This is a genomic window from Pseudoalteromonas sp. McH1-7, from assembly GCF_013366255.1.
Taxonomy (GTDB): Bacteria; Pseudomonadota; Gammaproteobacteria; order Enterobacterales; family Alteromonadaceae; genus Pseudoalteromonas; species Pseudoalteromonas peptidolytica.
In genome coordinates, this window is record NZ_JABWPQ010000017.1 from 38450 (window position 1) to 58771 (window position 20322).

Here is a 20322-nt window from a genome sequence, read left to right on the forward strand (position 1 = left end):
ATGTTGTCATTGCTCGCTGAACTCAAAGATCACAATTTCTCAATCTGGTTGCAAGATGGCGGACTAGAGCTGTCATTTGGCGCGCAAGCGCCAGATGCAGCGCTTGTTGCAAAGTTAAAATCAAACAAAACGCAGTTAATGGATTACCTTGAAGCAAAAGCAATTTTTTCAAAGGATGCGTTTAACACATTACCTGAATTAAACCGCTATCCGCTTTCGTTTGCGCAAGAGCGGTTACTCTTTATCGAACGCTTAGAAAATGGCACCAGCGCTTATCATATCCCCTTTTTGGTGAGACTCTCTGAGCACACCGAACTGACACATTTAGCAAACGCGCTAAATATCGTGTTAGATAGACATCAAGTACTTCGTAGTGTCTATCGTCAAGACAAGCAAGGCCATGACTATCAAGAAGTATTGAGCGCCAGTATTGATATTGCGCCGACCTCGGTAGCTGACTTAGCGGCGCTTAATGCGGCTGTGAAAAAAGCGATCAGTACACCATTTGATTTAGCCAATGAGCCTATGTGCAAGGTTTGCTGTTGGACGTTGGGCGCTGAACGTTACGTGCTATTTATGTGGCATCACATTGCGTTTGATGGTTGGTCTACAGAAATCTTTATGCGTGAACTACATCAAGCCTATTTTATGCTAGCTTCAGGCAAAACGCCTGAGCTACCAACGCTTGAGTTACAGTACAAGGATTACGCCAAATGGCAGCGCGAGTACCTCAGCGGCGATACCTTAACTACGCTTTTAGAGCACTGGACTGAGGCGCTCTCAGGCGCTGAGCAGCTCGAATTACACTCACCCCTACCACGGCCAAAGGAATACCAATATCGCGGTGCCGATCATCGTATTCATTTGGGTAAGGAAAGAAGCGAAGCCTTAAAGACCATAGCCAAAAAGCAGCAAACTAGCCTTTATGTTGTGCTGCTTAGCAGCTGGGCACTGACCTTACAGGCGACCAGTGGTCAGTCAGACTTAGTCATCGGCACCCCGTCTGACAACCGCCACCTAAGTCAGACGCAAAATCTTATTGGCTTTTTGGTCAATAGCTTAGCCCTGCCAGTTCATATTGATAACGCACTCGACTTTAATGCCTTAGTGCAACAAGTGCACCAAACCCTAAAAGCGGCCAAAGCACACCAAGATTTACCATTTGATAAATTGGTCGACGCCCTGAAATTACAACGAGATCCGTCTCGCCATCCACTATTTCAGATGATGTTTTCACTTGAGCAGTTTAAAAATAATAGTGATGACAACAGTCAACAGCTATTTACACCTGAGGATGAGTCACAAATAAAAGCGCTCCATAAAGTCGCTAAGTTCGACATTAGTTTACTGCTACAAAATGGGAACCAAGAAGTATTTGGTGATATTAACTACGCCACCGCACTATTTCCCAGTGACTGGATCGCAATCCTTGCTGAGCGCTTTATTAATATTATCGATCAGGTAATCGCCAGAACCGCACAGCCACTTGCAAAAGTAGCGCTACAAAATAAATTGGAGACTGACACACTCCGTACTTGGCACGACAACGCCGAGTTATTTGCCAGCGATACAGATCTAGCAAGCATCGTGGAGCAGCATGTCGCGAGTCACCCTGAACAAACAGCCATATTAACCAGCAGCGGTGACGCACTGTCTTATGCCGAGCTAAACGGTAAAGCCAATGCCCTTGCCAACCACATCATTACTCAGCACCCCAAAGCCCAAGCTGGCCTATTGCCTGCCGATACCCCTATCGCGCTTTACTTTTCTCGCAGCAGCGAGATGCTCATTGCTATGTTGGCTGTGCTCAAAGCCGGTGGTGCCTATGTCCCTGTTTCACCAGACTACCCCGAAGCTCGGGTTGAATTTATTTTAACCGACACCAATACCGACTTGGTGCTAACGCAGGAAAGTCACTTACCCTCACTTAACCCTGTGCTTGGAAAAGGCGTGAAAGCGCTCCGTGTCAATACCCATGCACTGGCGGTGGAGCATGAGAATTTAGTGCGTCCAACGGCTTTGACTAACTTGGCTTATATCATCTACACCTCAGGGACAACCGGGCAACCCAAAGGCGTGATGCTCACTCAGCACAATGTGCTCTATTACCTTCATGCCTTAACCCGCCAGTTAGGGGATAAGTATCGTAACATCGACTTTTCGTCTAACTACTGTTTTGACCTGTCAGTCACGACCACCTTATGTCCGCTCCTCGCGGGGCAAACCGTGTGTGTCTATGAAGGCGATATTCTTGATGCTGCCGCCTTTAGAGTTCACCTCAGCGCCGCGAATATTGGTTTTGTAAAAACCACACCGAGTCTTGCCATGGCACTCTTACCAGGCAGTAACGCACAAGTCGATACCCTAATGCTCGGTGGTGAAGCGCTGACTGAGCAGGCCATTGACGCCTTAAGCGGCCATGTTAATGCTATCTTCGACGAATATGGCCCCACGGAAACCACTGTCGGTGCGATGCTGGCACAAGCGTACCCTCGCCTTCATCAAGGCATAGGTAAAGCCTATCCTAACGTTAATCTTCATGTATTATCTGAGTCGCTCCAGCCCATGCCTATTGGCGCACCGGGTGAGTTGTATATTTCAGGTCTTGGGGTTGCCCGCGGTTACTTAAATCGCCCTGAGTTTAATGCCGAGCGCTTTATTGATAACCCGTTTAGTCATGACCCCGGCCATAACAAACTCTACAAAACAGGTGACCTTGCCCGCTTCCTAGACAACGGCGACTTGGTGTATCTCGGTCGTAACGATGAGCAGGTAAAAATCCGTGGTTATCGCGTTGAATTAGGTGAAATTGCCGCTGCCATTGCCAATCAGCAAGGCGTACAAAACGCCGTGGTGATTGATGTACCTGCACCGCAAGGCAAAGCATTGGCCGCCTACCTTGTTGCAGAGTCTACTCTTGAAATTACCGAGTTAAAGCTTGCCCTAAGTGCTGCATTACCAGAGTACATGGTGCCCAGTCACTTTATCCTAGTTGAACATATTCCACTCACCGGTAACGGCAAGCTTGACCGTAAGGCTCTGCCTGCACCAGAGCTTCAAGCCGATAACCTCTATGTGACACCGCGCAATGCTTTAGAAACCCAGCTTTGTGAGATTTGGCAGCAGGTACTTGGTCTTGAGCAAGTGGGCATTGAAGATAATTTCTTCCAAATCGGCGGCGACTCTATTGTCAGTATTCAGCTGGTTTCACGCTTAAGAGAAGCTGGATTAACGGTACAAGTTAAAGAGATATTTGCCGCCCCAACTCCGGCGCGGCTGGCAAAACTTCTCAATGCCAATGGCGATAAGCAGGTTGAGATAAAAACCGAACAAGGCCAGCTTGAAGGCGAGTTCGATCTGCTGCCTATCCAGCAGTGGTTCTTTGCCAATCAGTTTGCTCATCCTGCACATTTTGCCCAAACTTTTGCCACAGTGATGCCAAGTGCAATCAGTGATGAGCGATTAGTCGAACTCTTGTCTGCATTGGCTGAGCAACACGATGTACTACGCCTAGTGTTCAATCAAAAGACTGCGCACTTTACCCAACAGTACCAAAAAAATAGCACCATGGCGCCTTTGGCTAGGCTCGATGCAGATACACTCAGTGACGACGAACTTGCCAAGCAGTTAACCCGTTTGCAATCACAGTTTGCGTTAAGTTCAGGCCCGTTATGGCAGCCAATTCGCGTCAAACGCCAAGGCCAAGATGTATTGGTATTGGCCTTCCATCACTTGATCATTGACTTTGTCTCTTGGCGGATCCTAATTGAGGATTTAAATAGCCTTTATCAAGGCAAAAAATTAGCACAAAAAACGTCAAGTTATCGCCAGTGGGTTGAGACCTTAGCCCAATATGCACAGGTTCAATCTGAACAAATTAACTACTGGCAGGAAGTACTTGATACTTGCCAAACGCACTTAACAGCCAAGAGCCCACCGAAAAACCGAGTGATTAAACTAGATTCTGCATTCACGCAACCGTTGCTATTTGAGGCTAATCAGGGTTATCACACCGAGCCTAGGGATCTTGTTGTTGCCGCGCTATCACTGACACTTGCTCATATTACTGGTAGTAACAATCAGGTTATTGCCCTTGAAGGGCATGGTCGTGAGCACATTGCAGAAGACATTGACCATTCACGCACTGTTGGTTGGTTTACATCATTATATCCACTGGCACTCCATGCAGGTGAAAGCCTCGAAAACGCTATCGTCAATGCTAAGGAGCAGCTGCGTAATTTACCAGATAACGGCGTTGCTTTTGGTCAGTTTTATTTTGCCAAACAGGTAACCGGTGCTTTGCCAAGCGTTGCATTCAACTATTTAGGCCAAATCGGTGGCACAAAAGTGCAACAACCTAGTGGCGACTTCTACTTAACCGAGGCCATTACTGGTCAACAAGTCGCCGCCGAGAATAACGGTCATTATGTGTTGGATATCAACGCAGCTATTATTCATGGTCAACTTGTGTTGAATTGCACCACAGCATTATCTGATGAACAATTTGCTCTGTTCCAAAGCCAATTCACCGCCAGCCTTAAAGCGGTGATCGATAAAGCATTGAGTACCAAAGCGCTTGGTGCCAAACACACACCGAGCGACTATAACCTGACGGGTATCAGCTTCAGCCATTTAGATGCCCTGTGCACACGCTACGACCTAGCCGCAGTTTATCCTGCAACAAACTTACAGCAAGGCTTTATCTTCCATCAGCTTAACAACCCCACAGACACCGCTTATCGAGTGCAGTCACAGATGCAGTATTTCGACAAAATTGACCCCTCACTCTACCTACAAGCATGGCAGTTAACCTCACTACAATATCCGGCTCTGCGCTGCGCCTTTGATGTTGAAGAAACCATGCTACAGCTTATCGTTAATCACACTTGTGTTGATGATGATAACTTTAGTGTGATTGATATGAGTCAATATCCTCAAGATGAACAAGAGCAGCACATCGCAGCGCTGGCAAAAGAAACGCTCGCCCAGCCGTTTAATTTTGCAAGACCGGGACTATTTAACCTGCATGTGGTCAAACGCGGTGAAACCCATTATCACTTAATAAAAACTGAGCATCACAGCATTTGTGACGGCTGGAGCGGTCCACTCGTTATGCAGACCGTTCACCAGAACTACACGCAATTACTACAAGGCCAAGCGCCTGTTTTTCAGGTGGATAATGCCTATTTAGATGCCCATGCTTACCTAAGAGACAACCAAGCTGCCACCAAAGCTTTTTGGCAAAATCATGTCGCTGATTTATCACAGGCAAACGATCTGAATACCTTGTTTAGTCACTCAACAGATTTAGAAACACTGCGTCATAACCACGACCCACGGACACGACATTTTACTCTGCCAAACGAAACATTAAGTAAGTTGCAACAAGTGTGTCAGCAACACTCGGTCACACTCAATGCAGCCGTTCAATTTGCTTGGCATAAACTTATCCAGATTTACACGCGCGACGAATTTACGCTTGTTGGCACAACTATCGCAGGCCGTGACTTACCAATTGACGGGATCGCGCAAAGTGTTGGTGCTTATATTAATACGTTACCGCTTTATCTTGATTGGCCTAGCGATACCACCATCGCGCAGCAACTTGAGAAGATCCAAACGGCCATTTTAGACTTAAATAGTCATGCGAATGTGTCACTCGCATCACTGCAACAAGGTGGCACGCGTTTATTCCAAAGCCTAGTTGTTTTCGAAAATTACCCAAACCTTGAAAACGAACAAGCTGAAGCCCAGCAAGCTCGCTGGCAGTTTGACGCAGCGCCAGAACAAGTTGAGTACCCACTGGCGCTAATCGCAAAAGAGCAAGGTACCTTGCAACTTGAACTAATGTATGACGGCAGTTTGCTCAGCGCGCTACGCATAGAGCAATTACAAAACCAACTACTGCTTATCCTTGAGCAGATTGCTGTAGATCCTCACCTACTACACAATCATATTGAAATAATTACTGCTGAAGAAAAAGCACGTATTCTTAATGAATGGAACCAAACTGAGCGTGCACTATGCAAGTTCAATAATTTTAATGACTTGCTTTGCACTCAGGTCGAGAGTACCCCCGATACAGTCGCTGTAGTTTGCCACGATAAACACTTAACTTATGACGCACTCAATCAGCAAGCTTGTCAGCTGGCGCAGCAGCTGTTGCACTACAAGGCTGAGATATATGGTCATGAGTACCAAGGGGATTTTCCGGTATTGTTGATGCACGAAAAACAGCTGGACTCGATTGTCGCCATCCTCGCTATTCTCAAAGCTGGCGGTGGTTACGTGCCAATCTCACCGGAGTTTCCTGACTCAAGAATTGACTATATTGCCAAAGACTGTGATGCAAAAATCGTTATCACTCAGTCTCAGTGGCTAAATAAACTAGCAAGCTCACCATTAGCTGCTCTGGACTATCTAGTCAGTGACGCGCCATCACATGAAGCCACCGTTGAGCCCAAGGTATCTGTACAACCATCTGATCTGGCATATATTATTTATACCTCTGGGACCACTGGCAATCCAAAAGGCGTAGAGGTAAGCCACGAAGCATTGTTAAATTATGCTACTGACGACCACTTTATTGACGCCACCTTGTTAAACAATGTGCTTAGTCTGTCAAGCATTACCTTTGATGCCTTCATTTTTGATTGCTTTGTAACGCTTTGCCATGGAGCAACATTACATCTAATAGACAAACATACCCAACTTGATCCAACCAAGCTCGTAAGCTATTGCCTGCAAAATCATGTTGATACCTGCTTCGTCACAACTGCGCTATTCAACCGTTTAGCCAACGAAGATTTTTTTGTGCTCGCAGGACTGAAACAAATTAACTTTGGGGGTGAAGCCGTTGATTTGACTATGGTTGAGCAAGTAAAAAGTCAAGCCCCCAATCTCAGTCTCTATCACGCTTATGGCCCTACAGAAACAACCGTCTATGCAACATGCTGTTTACTCAATGACACCACTCAAGGCGCGCCCATCGGCCGTGCTACTGCTAATAAGTCTGCTTACGTGTTGTCACCTACAGGAAAATTACTGCCACCAGGAGTCGCAGGAGAGCTGTATATTGGTGGCGCAGGTATGGCAAGGTGCTATTTGCACCGCCCAGATTTAACTGAACGAGCATTCTTAATTAATCCATTCGCATCGACTAAGTATCTCGAAAATGGTTGGAACAAAATGTATAAAACGGGCGACTTAGTTAAGTGGCGTGAAGATGGCCTACTTGACTACGTTGGACGAAGCGATTTTCAGGTTAAAATTCGCGGCTACCGTATTGAGCTTGGGGAAATTGAAGCTGCCATTAAACAGCATCCACACGTTAAAACAACCTTTATAAAGGTAAACGAGCAAGATGGAATTAAACGTATTGTCGCTTACTTGGTACTCGCAAACACAGAGTCATTCAATGAAGCTGCACTAGAGCAATCGCTGTGTCAACTACTGCCAAGTTATATGCTGCCCAGCGCCTACGTGGTGTTAGATGCGCTACCTGTAACAATAAACGGTAAAATTGATGCTCGCGCGCTGCCAGAGCCAGAGTTTTCTCACGCACAGCACCGCCGAGTACCACAGACAGCGCAAGCAAAACAGATTGCACAGATTTGGTGTGCAGTACTTGGACTCAAGCAAGTGGGGCTGGATGATAACTTTTTCCATATTGGCGGCGATTCCATTATTAGTATTCAGTTGATGTCCGCGCTAAAGCGCGCAGGTTATGCTTTATCCACCAAAGACATCTTTACCTATCCTACACTTGACGCACTATGCCAGTTTTTAGCAACGAGTGAACTGGTAATAATCAATGCAGAGCAGGGCGAACTTGATGGCAAGATCCCTCTTCTGCCAATTCAGCAGTGGTTTCTTACCTCTCATTACCAACATAAAGCGCATTTTAATCAATCTGTAATGCTGGCGCTGCCACATGATATTACACTAGATGCGCTAGAGAATGCCCTTGCTCAGCTTCATTGTCACCATGACATATTACGAGCACAGTTTAGCCAAGGTGAAACATGGCAATCTCAGTATCAAAGCACCAAAAGCTGCCCTGTGCCAAAGCTGATCCACTTAGATACGACTTCCCTTGATGCTGAGCAAACGGCACAAGCACTGACCAATATACACGGGCGCTTTGAATTAGGGAGTGGCACCCTTTGGCAACCTGTCCTGTTGAACAGTGAAACCTGTGCGCCTAGACTGGCCATTATTGTCCATCACTTAATCATCGATGGTGTGTCATGGCGGGTGTTTGTTGAAGATCTCAACAATTTGCTCCAAGGAGGCATGCTTGCAAATAAAACAAGTAGCTATCGTCAGTGGTCAGAAGTATTAGCCCAACATCCGTTTGAGCCACAAATCCCATACTGGAAAAATGTGCTACATACCCACCAGCCACTCAATGCAACAGCTCCACAGCAACACTTTACACATCGCTTCGATAGGCATTTTACCGAGCAGCTTTTACGCCATGCGCCTGCTGGTTTCAATACTGAAATCAATGACTTGTTACTGAGTGCATTTGCCAGAGCATGGTGTCACAGCTTCACCACAGACTACTGTCACCTGACATTAGAAGGCCACGGCCGCGAACATTTGAGCAATGAGATTGATACTTCCAGAACACTTGGCTGGTTTACCAGTATGTTCCCCGTTGCGTTAAAAAATGAGGACGACTTGTCTACCTTGATTATTAGTAGCAAAGAAACGCTTCGGGCTATTCCAGACAAAGGGCTTGGCTTTAGTGAGCTGGTAAGGCGTGGCGAGTTTGCTTTTAGCCAACTGCCCAAAGTAAGCTTCAATTATTTGGGACAGCTTGACAACAATAGCGATACTCAGGGTAATGGTATAAGTATGCTAAGCGCTGACTCTGGTAAAGCAAGCAGTGAAGAAAACCGAGACGAGATGGCATTAATAGTCAATGCGCAAGTGCGTCAAATGCAGCTGCAACTTACCTTTGCAAGTCAGTTAGGTGACAACCAAACGCAAAAATTTATCACTGCATTTGCAGCGACGCTAACACAAATTGTTGAACATTCACTTGGCGCGTGTGAACAAGGTAGTCTAAAAACCCTAAGCGATATAGAAGTCGGTGCATTAGTGAATGGCACGGATACCCCTATTGAGTGGTTTTTATTTCCACCTGGAGGTGGAGGCGCTGAGAGTTACTTACAATCGCTTGCCCCGAAACTTTCGTCACCCTGTTATTGCTTCAACAACATTTATGCTGCGCAAGACAAGTGCGAAGGCTCACTGGCTTATGAATACTACCAGTTCCAAACGCTAGCCCTGCAATATGTTATCCACCTTAAAAAGTTAAAACCAAGTGGCCCTTACCGACTTTTTGGTTGGAGCTTTGGGGCAACACTGGTACTAGAGGTCGCAAAGTTATTACAGAAAAACGGCGACACGATTGAGCACATTGTGTTTGTTGACCCATGTTTTGACTACGCAAAAGTTAATGATGAAGCTTTTACTTTATACCCCGAATTTGCAGCGCTAGCACCTGATAGTATTAATTACAATTACTGTGCTGAACCTCGATTTGTATGCGATGCAAAAGTGACCCTGTTTAGTGCCGGATCAGAGGTAGAGATCTCCCCCTCGGACAGTTTAGAACTACAACTATCCAATCGTATTATCAACTTATATCTCAACAAAAAGCATAATCTTATTAATACAGTCATGGATATTAAACAGCTCCAAGAAATCGTGATGACAGGCTCTCACAACAGCTGGATTAAAACCCCTGATGACTTAATAAAAATGTCAGAAATTATGAACACTATTTAACAATTTCACTGTTAATATAATGTTAAATTAAAATCCTAGTGTGATGCTTAAGTGTATCACTCTAGGACTAACTCAATGCCACATTTCTCACAATATATGATTAAGGAATTACAAAATGGCTAAGGAAAATGTAGATGTACTTATTATCGGTGCTGGACCCGCCGGCACCATGACCGCAGCAAAACTTATCAAAGCTGGACTCACAGTAAAAATTGTTGAGCGTAGCCACTTCCCTCGCTATGTCATCGGTGAAAGTCTTCTACCACAAAGTATGCAGCACTTAGAAGATGCGGGATTTATGGAAGCCCTTGTCGCACGCAATTACCAGAAAAAAATTGGTGCCAATTTTAAGCAAGATGATTTCCACGAATTTTTCGACTTTTCAAAAAATTATACTGATGGCTGGACTTGGACTTGGCAAGTACCTAGAGACGATTTTGATAATGTACTTGCAGAAGAAGTACAAAAAATGGGCGCACCTATTGCGTTCGGTACATCAGTTGTTGATGCTAATATGGAGCTTGAATCACCTATTGTTAAAGTAGTAAACGAGGCCGGTGAGCAACAAGAAATCCAAGCAAAATTCGTAGTTGACTCCAGTGGTTATGGCCGTGTGCTAGCTAACTTATTGGACTTAAACGAGCCTTCTTCTTTACCTACACGTGCAACACTGTTCGCACAATTTAAACCAGCAAACGGTGTCAATACAGGCGCTGAAAACAATAAAGTCACTATTTTAGTTCACGAAGAAGAAGTTTGGGCGTGGCTGATCCCTTTCTCAGATGGCCGCGTTTCCGTTGGTTTTGTTGGTGATCCGGTTTATTTAGAGAGCGCAGAAGGTGATACCAAAGCACGCTTTTTAACTTATCTTGCTCGTGATAAACATGCCTCCGCGATGCTAGAGGGAATGGAGCTTTGCATGGAGCCTAAGGAGATTAAAGGTTATTCCAAAGGGATTAAGCAGCTTTATGGCAAAAACTTCGTGCTAACTGGTAACGCTAGCGAGTTTATTGATCCTGTTTTTTCAGCGGGAGTTATGTTTGCGATTGAGTCCGGAGCTAGAGCCGCAGACTTAATAGTCAAGCAACTTGAGGGTAAAGCCGCAGACTGGCAACAAGAGTATGAGCAGCACATGCTTGATGGTATCGCAGTGATGCGCACCTATATTGAAGGCTGGTATGACGGTCGTCTGCGCCGTTTATTCTTTTCAAATAACAAGCCGGAAAAAATAAAAAGCCAAATCACTTCTGTTTTGGCTGGTTATGTTTGGGACGACACCAACCCATTTGTGAAACGTAGTGAAAAAACATTAAATTTACTTTCGGATCTTCACAATAACCCAGAGGTAGCGTAAGTTAACCTGACGTGAATATAATGATGCACGTCAAATTATACTAATAAGATGCGTTTCAGTAGTAGTGAAAGTAGTTGTGCGAACTCTAAGAGCTCACGAGATTAATACTCGGTCTTAGGCTAGTTATAGATGTGTCACTTGGCGCTTTAAAGGACGAAGACAATGAAAACTAACTTTGTATACACTGCTGTTATTTCAGCGTTATTATCCGGCGTGGCACTTAGCACTCCGGTACAGGCCGCAAACTATAAAACCATTCTTATCCATGGCTTTCAAGCGGATCAACTAAACCGCCCAACTAGCACCAATGTTGAGCTTGAAGGTCAAGAGTACTGGTCATCTTTTTGGATAAACCATGCTGATGCTCGCATCGATTGGCCTTCTTATGAGCGCCTAGAAGGTAAAATTGCCACTGACTTTATTTGGCCAAAATTAAAGTCATTTGCCGAGAATGGCACCTGTGATCCAGGGTGTGTGTTTGTGACTCACTCAACCGGTGATCTAGTCGCACGTTATATCTTAGATAACCAAGCAACTTGGTTGCAAAATGCAGGCCTTTCTCCTTTGAATATTGTCGCTACCTTTGATTTAGCAGGTGCCGGTGGGGGCAGTGAATTAGCTGACACCGCAATTAACGCGGCAACTTCTGGTGGCATAGTCGGTGGACTAACACGTCAAGCTATTGAAGCGTGGCTAGGCAGTATGCCCGAAGAGTTTGGGATAATGTGGGATTTAAAGGTTAATAATGCCAGACAAGTCTCGCAATACCCGAGTGACAATGCGCCACGCCTGCGATTTGTTGCTGATGCAAGTGACTATTTTGGTCTCACGTCAGGCTTTTTACCTGGCAATGACGATGGTGTGGTATCTACTCATTCCTCTTGCGGTGCGTCGGCAAAAGGCAGTTTTGGAAGCTGTAGTAGCAGTGTTGCTATCAATGGTCAGCTCACTGCACAAGATGATGCAGTAACAAACTTTATGCCCTATCACTACCCACTTCTCATGAGTGCTGAGTATAGTCACGGCAATCTTCCTGATAGAGACTATCAAGGCAAAGTAACCGCAGCACGCACCCAGTTCAATGCTGGATATAAGACTATTCGCTTCAACACTTACGAAGAAACAACTGGCAGTTGGTTTTGGAAAAAAACCTATCGCTACGTAAGCGAGTCTGACTCTCAAAGCTTTTCACAATTGATTTTAAGTTCACTGTGATCACAGTGTCACTTTACTAATTTCTATGTTGAGGAACTGACTTGCGCAGTTCCTTGTATTAACAGAGTAAGTTTATGAAAAAGTTTTTCTTAATCAGCACGCTTTTAGTCATCGTCTGTATTGCGGCAGTTTTTTTTGCCTTGCAGCGCCCAATGCCTCCCTCACCTACACCCGCCTTGCAGGCAACTCCTCCCCTTAATGCAAGTGCGATAACACCAACTCCGAAGGCGGCTACAGCGCAAGCCACAGCGTCAAAAAAACAACCTCTCATCGATGCCCTGCCCCTTGCACAAGCAGCGCAATCTGCGGCAGCACATTATGAGTACAGCATCTCCTTGCCACCCTATTCACAACCACTTGGGAAAGGGGATTTTGACAGACTCAACCCCAACCATTTTTACGCCGTTACTATGTTATTAGAAGATACCAACCAACAGGTGTCTTTGACATTAAATCAATATCGCTTTATTCATCCAGCAACCATCGAAGTTAGTTTATCTGGCAGTCAGTTTTCCAGTGCGGTTGCTACAATCGTTGATCCAATGACACAACAGACCATCGCAACCTCTCGATTAATAAAAAAAGCAGAGGTTTGGCAAGGAGAAATTGCAGGACAAGCAGACTGGCCACCTGAGTTAAATATCCAAGTTAGAGCAAACCCAACCAATGCCAAGCCCGTGGCACTAACCGCCAATGCTCGTTACTATCAACCCAGCGCGACTTTACTAACGATTGCCCAGCCATATCCCCATAAAAGCGATTTAGTCATCCCGCTTCAGCTTGAGGTAAAACAAAGCGGTAGCTATCGGATCCGCGCAAACCTGTTCACACCTGATGGCACTCCCGTAAGTCATCTAGTAGAAAAACAAAAGCTCAGCGAGGGTAAACAGGTCTTTCATTTAAAAGCCCATCACTCAGTGCTTGAGCCATTTTCAGCGAAGTCAGGCCCTTCACGATTTACACTAAAAACCTTTGTTATTGAGAAAATGTCACCCATGCCAGGAAAACGGGCACAATTTGGCGACAGTAAAGTCTCTGAGTATGAGATCACCGATTTTTACTTTGACGCATTGGAGCGTCAGCCATATCAGCCAAGCGCAGCGGAGCAACAGCGCCTTAGCTACTTACAGAAAATGGCTGGTAATTAATACCAGTTAAAAAGGTAAGCGGTGATACAGGTTCGAACACCGCATATACTGTGAGCGCGGGATATTTACGAAGCTTCAGCGGCCACGCTTGGTTTTACCTGAGCAATACGATAAAAACCAAGCGCCGTGATTGATACTAATGCCATTACTATAAACAACATCATCCCTGAGTGCAGATCCAAGATAAGTCCACCTATTACTGGTGCCACAGCATATCCTAGGGAACAAAGTCCAGCGGCACCAAAGTAACTAGCTTTTAAATTATCAGGAGCCAACCTATCGATGTACACATTGATATTTGTGAACATAATCGCCTCGCTTAAACTCAACACCATCATTGCTGCTATCCAACCCCAGACATTTTGTACATCATTGATAGCCATCATCAATTGAGATATCACCAAAACTATCCCGCCTGCATATAGTCGATGTTCAATTCGCCAATTTTTCATCAAATGGAGCAGCGGAAACTGACAGATAATAATGACACTTGAGTTCGCTATTATGAGGCTTGAGATCAACCATGCTAATTCAGGTACTTGAGCACGGGTAAGGTATTGAACTAAGCTCGAATCACACTGAGCATATACTAAGTACACCAAAGTCGTGGCAACAAGCACTATCAGAAATACTTTATCTTTACGTAAAATCCCAAGCCACTTTGAAAACTTTGGTACAGATTTAGCTACTGACTGAGCAGTTGCAAGCTGTGCTTCACTCAACTTAGGTCGAAAATAAAGCAGAGCAAATAGTAGACCGATATAAGATATACCGGTGTAGATAAAACTAAATTGCTCCCCGTTGAGCCCCGCCCATAACCCATAAAGAGGCCCAAGCGCTGCTCCTACATTGACTAAGAAATAGAGAAGGTGAAGCGCTAGTTCTCTGTCTTTTACATCTGCCAGTTCTTCGGTAAGTAACGCCTTACTAGGTGCATCCCAAAGCGTTCTGGGCAAACAGGCCAAAAATACCGATGTTGCGAATAGCCATAATGACTCTGCCACCGCTAGCATAGAAAAAGAAATCGCTCCTATGCTGACAGCAATGTATAACATTTTGGTGCGACCAAAACGATCAGCCAAATTACCGGTGTAAAAGCCTAAAAAGACTGCGACCGTCGCAGATAACGTCAGCAGCAAGCCTACCTCAGTAGCGCTTAGCCCATAGTTTTCATACAGTATTACGGCTAAAAATGGCCACACCATGTAATAGCTGGCACGAACAAAAAAGTTGCCAATTAGCATCACCCAAACTAATGGGGTGAAACGTGTTAATCGTGTAGTTACAGAGCTTATTTCCATGGTTCTTCCTGCTTTATTATTGTTTGGAAAAAGACCTTAATTCCTAAACCTAAGTTTAGGTCAAACTTTTGTTCGCAGTATTACACCTGAACTCAAGATAAAAGGTTATAAAATACCCAATCTCAAAAGGCGTAATATAACGCTAGTCAGAAGTTATTTGTCGTTACAGCTGAACACTGCGGCCAAAACATCCCTAAAACAGCAACATCAGCAGGTAGATTCTAACGCGTTACCAAAGGAAAATAATCGTGAAATAAGTAAGAAAAGATTTCATCCTTGAAATCATAAAAGGGAGAAAAAACCGTTGTGCAAACCGGATCCGACCTGTTTGCAAAATCACGCTAAGGTTGAGCAATAACAGCCAACCTACTGTTTGAATACGAAAGTTGGTTTAGTAAACCGTATTAGAACCGCCTAACGTAAAATAAGTTAAAGAAATCCAGACCTGGATTATGATCACTTAGACCAGCATTTGAGTAATGTAAGTACCTCATTCCCACTTTGCTATATGGTGTTACGCTTAAATTGATACCAATTCGGTCTTCAAATTGATAATGCACACCAATATCTTTACCGGCAAAACGTGTGTCACTGACGTATGACATGCCAATACCAAATTCAAAATTAACAGGCATCGTGCCGAGTTTGGTTATTGGCACATTGAGCACTGGCGATAAAGCAATTGCAAAACTGGTGTCTGAACGTTTTGGGTCGCCATACTCCCAATAGTTCGTACTCAACTCAAAGTAAATGTACGAACCTTCACTAAACCCATATTCTGAAATACTAAAGTATGCTGGCCGATAACCAAGCCTTAAGCCTTTAACGTCACCCTCTCCCATCACATAATCCAGTGCAACTTCACTACTATATGAAGGGATAGACACCAATAAGAAACCTAGCCAGACCATTATCAATGAAACAAAACGCATAACAACTCCTCAACCACGGAGACTAGTTTACGTCATTATTTAATTCTATAAACACACCAAAACGCACTTTAATGATGCCATAATGACACCAAATAAAAATTATCAAGGCACAAGGAAAACCAATACCAAATTATGAGTTATACTACCTAAAACGACCTTGAGAACGTTATATGCAGTATTTCATTGGGAGCGTTATCGCTATATTCAGTGCTTTTTATACACACGCTGACATACCAAAGAAAATAGATATCTACACCGAGCATTTTCCTCCTTATCAAGTCAAACAAAAAAATGGCGCCATCGGCGGTTTTGCTAGCGAAATTGTCAGACTCATTATGTGGGAAGCCGATTTAGGCTATCAAATCTATATGTTGCCATGGGCACGAGCCAAGTCATATGCCAGTAAATCGCCTTACGCATTGCTGTACTCATTAGCCAAGACCAGTGATCGAGAAGCGAATTACACTTGGATTGCACCGCTGTGTGAATTGAACGTCGCGTTTTATAAGCGTACCGATGTAAACACTCACTCTCAGTGGAGTATAGAAAAAATAAAACAACATGTTGTTGCCGTTGGTGCCGACCAACTCTCAGAGAATTACCTGAAACAGCACGGTTTTAATCCTGACAATAACCTTGTATCGGTCAGTAGCTTTAATCGAGCTGGCGGTCTGCTTGAAAAAGGTAGAATAGACTTCATCTTCGGTGCGGAGAATTTTGTTGAAAGAATGGCAACTAGAATGGGCGCTCGTGCGCAATGGGATAAAGTCTTAGAAGTCCCCGACTTGAGTAAAACACTTTACCTCACTGCTCGTAAAAATGCGCCAGAAGCTTACGTACAAAAATTAAAAAAAGCAGCAGCTCAAGTACTTGAAAAACGTCATATGACTGACGTTGGCTGTCAAGTTAGGCCGTAACACCCAGCTGATCATTTTACTCGCAATCTCGATATGATAAGTCTACAGTACAGACTGGAGGTATTAATACCAGTTTGACTTAAAACTTGCTCAATTTGAAGGAGTAAATCTGACGCTAACAGCGTTAAAAATTTCTTATTTAGAACAACTAAATAGCAAAATTTTTGCCTAGTTATCGACAAGATTTTCTCGCCTCAAAATAGACCTCTTAATTAAGAAAATTGGTATAACCTTACAAATTTTACTGCGATTTAATTGGTATTGGGCTGTAGTCTGCGTCATACAGCTAACACAGCCTTACAATGCTTCATCTTACCAATTTCGCGCTCTTATTCTCAGTTATAGGTAGGTAACTATGAATTGGTTCTATCGCATTTACCATTTTGCACTCAAATGTATTGTGATTTTTATTGGTATTCCAAGCCCCAAACTACATCAGGGTAAACAAGGATTAGACAGTGCGATACAAGCACTGGGATTGCAAAAAGGGGACAACGTTCTGGTTGTCACAGATAACGTCCTATTACAGCTAAACCTCCATAACATCGTTGCAGAGGCATTAGAAAAAGCCAATCTGGTCGCGCATTATTACAGTGAGGTATTACCCAACCCTACCATAGACAACATTGAAAATGGTGTCGCGACATATCATCAAAAACACTGTAAAGCTATTATTTCTCTTGGCGGTGGCTCGGTATTAGACAGCGGCAAACTCATTGGTGCAAGAATTGTCAGGCCTCACAAGCAAGTTACCCAGCTAAAAGGCCTGTTTAAAGTACTCAAGCGCTTGCCTGCCAATATTGCTATTCCAACCACCGCAGGAACTGGATCAGAGACTACCGTTGCAGCTGTGGTAAACGACCCACAGAGCAATACAAAATACGCTGCAACAGACTTCTGCTTGGTGCCCCATCACGCTGTGTTGTTGCCAGAATTAACCACCAGCATGCCTGCACATATTAGCGCAACCACTGCGATTGATGCCTTAACTCACGCAATTGAAGCGCTCCTCAGTATCAACTGTTTGAAATTTAGTCAAGAGCGCGCGCTTTGCGCATGTAAAGCCATTTTTGAGTTTTTACCTAAAGTGCAACAGACCCCTAATGATTTAAACGCAAGAGCGCAGTTGCTACTCGCTTCTCATTACGCTGGTCAAGCCTTTACCAGAACATCTGTAGGTTATGTACATGCTATTTCGCATCAATTAAGTGCACAGTATGGCACGCCTCACGGCCTTGCCAACGCAGTGTTATTGCTACCTGTACTCAAATGGTATGGTGATAGAATAAACCAGCAGCTAGCCTTAATCGCCAGATACTGTGGCCTTACTTCGTTGGACTACCCAATAGAACGACAAGCAGACGACTTGCTTAACCACATAGAAAACTTGCTGCGCGAGCTAAATATTCAAACCAAGCTTCATGAAGTTCTACAAAGCGACGTGGCATATTTAGCAGAGCTTGCATTAAAAGAAGCCCACCCAGATTATCCGGTACCACACTTTATGGATCCTTGCGCATGTCAGGGAATTATAAAAGACATTGCTTGTTAGCTGAATACGGTAACGATGACACTGCACTTCGTAACGTGCGTTGTCATCATCACTGATATTACAATTTAAATCGCTCAACTAGTGTAGCAAGGCGATGCGAGAAACTACTTAAAGACTCGCTGCCCCTTGCTAAACTTTGCATAGCTTGAGCGTTATCGCTTGCAGTGCTCTGTGCGTCTAGCATCACTTGCTCTATTTGTTGACAGTCTGTCGCTTGATGTCCCGCAGCTTGATTTACTTCTTCACTTAGCGTAGTCACTTGTGCAATCGCGGTGGCTATCTCATCCATTGCCAGTGCAAGCGCTTCGCTTTGTTGGACACTGAATTCAACATCTCGTTGGCCAGAGTTAATCGCCTCGGCGGCAGTATGTGTATCTTGTCGCAGTGCAACAATTTTTTGATTGATTTCATTAGTTGATTCTTGCGTGCGAGACGCAAGTGTTCTTACTTCATCAGCAACCACTGCAAAGCCCCGCCCCTGCTCTCCAGCACGCGCAGCTTCAATAGCAGCATTTAACGCCAGTAGGTTAGTTTGTTCAGCAATAGAGACGATAGTATCTAAAATACTGCCAATACTTTCACTGTGTGAGGTCAGCTTGGCCATACTCTCGACCGCCTCTGACATACGTGTACTCAAAGACAAGATATGCTGCTTATTTTCTTGTGCATTTTTGCTCACTTCGGTTTTGTGTTGGTTGGCAGTGTGAATGCTTGCAAGACTCTCAGAAGAGCGCTCAGACACAGACAAGGCACTGGCTGAAATACTTTGTGATAGCCGGTTTGCATTGTCCATACGTCGCATCTGCTCTGTGGCATTCCCTGCTATTTGCTTACTTTCCCGCAGTGAAGCTTGTGATAATGCTTCGAGCTCATGTACCTGCTTGTTAATCGACTCTAACAACTCCCTTAAGTTGTCTTTTACTTGGTTGATGTTATCAATTAACTGTCCAAACTCATCGTCATTACGTTTGCTCATTTTTTTTGAAAAGTCACCAGCAGCTAAGTGCCTCAACATTTTATTTACCGCAGCCAAAGGCCCTAACATCGCACGGCTGGTTGATACAGAAATAAACGCCCCCAGCACAATAAACACCACAACTAGTATCATAGTCACATTTTGTGCCCGCTCGATTAGTACACTGATCTCGCTTTGTGCACGATTAAAAGCAGCATTGGCATTTTGCTGCATTTTTTCAAGCTCAGCTAAAATGGTAAAACCATGCTGCTCAGATTGTTTATACAGTGTAGCGGCTTGCTGTTGCTTATTTAGCTTCTCTTTTACTGCGCTATAAAGGTAACCTGGCGTTTCTAGCTTTTCCCTCAGTCTAGCCATTCCCTCACCAAACTGCGCCAGTAGCGGCTCCGCATTCATTCCTACAGCTTGGCGCTGTAAAAATGCCACGTTATTATCAATATTATCCAGTAAAAACAGCATGTCTTGTTGATGAGGCGTTAGCTGTTGAAGTGATAGCCCACTTATCCTCTCACTGTTGTTTTCAAGGGTAAAGAGCATGTCATCAATACGAACCCCTGTACCTATCATTTCCTCTAATTGTCTCGTATTGCTGGTCTCTAGTAACTCAAGATCCAGCATCGCATTGCTGGCCGTTTCTTTATCTTTTTTCAACGCTTGATATTGCTCATGAATGCGTTGTTGTGCTTCTACAGCATCGGCTTTAGCCTGTAGCATTTGCTCTGCTGCAAGACTTAGTTTACGACCAAGGTTAAGTGTACGTTTTAGCGGCTCTGCAAACGTAGGCATGGATTCCGTTAATGATGTCAAATGCTGTTGGCGCTCAACATACAACGCGTTTCCAGCAGCGAATCGCTGCTTTGCGTCACTTATCTCGGCTGCACTTTCTAATGTGTAAGCTTGGGCAATAAGCTTGCTGAGTTTAAGTTGTTCAAGCTGCAGAGCATCAGCACTGCGCTGAATTGGTAGTGTGACCTCGCCCATATCTTGATTGGCTGATTTGATTTGCGCTAACGCTAAGTAGGCTAGGATACCTGCAATTAGCAGCAGCAAGCCTAATGCACTAAAGCCTAAAGTAATTTTTTGTTTTATTGTTAGTTTACTTAGCATAATGTCATTGCTCTAATTT

9 protein-coding genes are annotated in these 20322 nt (G+C 44.3%); 6 read left to right on the forward strand and 3 right to left on the reverse strand.

From position 1 onward, the window contains the following. The 4 genes from HUZ36_RS12940 (at nt 1) to HUZ36_RS12955 (ending at nt 13518) form a co-directional block, all read left to right on the forward strand. Nucleotides 1-9801 carry a non-ribosomal peptide synthetase gene (locus HUZ36_RS12940; protein ID WP_176033067.1) on the forward strand — a complete coding sequence of 3267 codons (9801 nt, stop codon included), beginning with the start codon at nt 1-3 and terminating at the stop codon, nt 9799-9801. A 115-nt stretch (nt 9802-9916) separates the two neighbouring features. Beyond that, nucleotides 9917-11155, forward strand: coding sequence for an NAD(P)/FAD-dependent oxidoreductase (locus HUZ36_RS12945; protein WP_128732484.1), 1239 nt, complete (start codon nt 9917-9919; stop codon nt 11153-11155). A gap of 162 nt (nt 11156-11317) precedes the next feature. Next, a complete protein-coding gene (locus HUZ36_RS12950; RefSeq protein WP_176033068.1) occupies nt 11318-12370 on the forward strand; it encodes a hypothetical protein in 1053 nt (350 codons plus the stop codon). Nucleotides 12371-12444: 74 nt separating this feature from the next. Further along, a complete protein-coding gene (locus HUZ36_RS12955) occupies nt 12445-13518 on the forward strand; it encodes a hypothetical protein (RefSeq protein ID WP_176033069.1) in 1074 nt (357 codons plus the stop codon). A 65-nt stretch (nt 13519-13583) separates the two neighbouring features. Here the strand turns inward: HUZ36_RS12955 and HUZ36_RS12960 are convergent, their stop codons facing one another. Continuing rightward, entirely contained in the window at nt 13584-14819 is a 1236-nt protein-coding gene (locus HUZ36_RS12960; RefSeq protein WP_176033070.1) for an MDR family MFS transporter, read from the reverse strand. Nucleotides 14820-15223: 404 nt separating this feature from the next. Continuing rightward, on the reverse strand, nt 15224-15751 hold the full coding sequence (locus tag HUZ36_RS12965) for an acyloxyacyl hydrolase (RefSeq protein ID WP_176033071.1): 528 nt from the start codon (nt 15749-15751) through the stop codon (nt 15224-15226). Between the two features lie 170 nt (nt 15752-15921). On the opposite strand from HUZ36_RS12965, the gene HUZ36_RS12970 reads away from it, so the two are divergent. Both HUZ36_RS12970 and HUZ36_RS12975 read left to right on the forward strand, forming a co-directional pair. Continuing rightward, nucleotides 15922-16668, forward strand: a complete 747-nt coding sequence (locus HUZ36_RS12970; RefSeq protein ID WP_176033072.1) for a substrate-binding periplasmic protein — start codon at nt 15922-15924, stop codon at nt 16666-16668. Nucleotides 16669-17023: 355 nt separating this feature from the next. Continuing rightward, entirely contained in the window at nt 17024-18220 is a 1197-nt protein-coding gene (locus HUZ36_RS12975; RefSeq protein ID WP_147391293.1) for an iron-containing alcohol dehydrogenase, read from the forward strand. A 58-nt stretch (nt 18221-18278) separates the two neighbouring features. Here HUZ36_RS12975 and HUZ36_RS12980 read toward each other — a convergent pair whose 3' ends face one another. Further along, nucleotides 18279-20303: a methyl-accepting chemotaxis protein gene (locus HUZ36_RS12980; protein ID WP_176033073.1), complete on the reverse strand. Its 2025-nt coding sequence runs from the start codon at nt 20301-20303 to the stop codon at nt 18279-18281. Between the last annotated feature and the right edge of the window lie 19 nt (nt 20304-20322).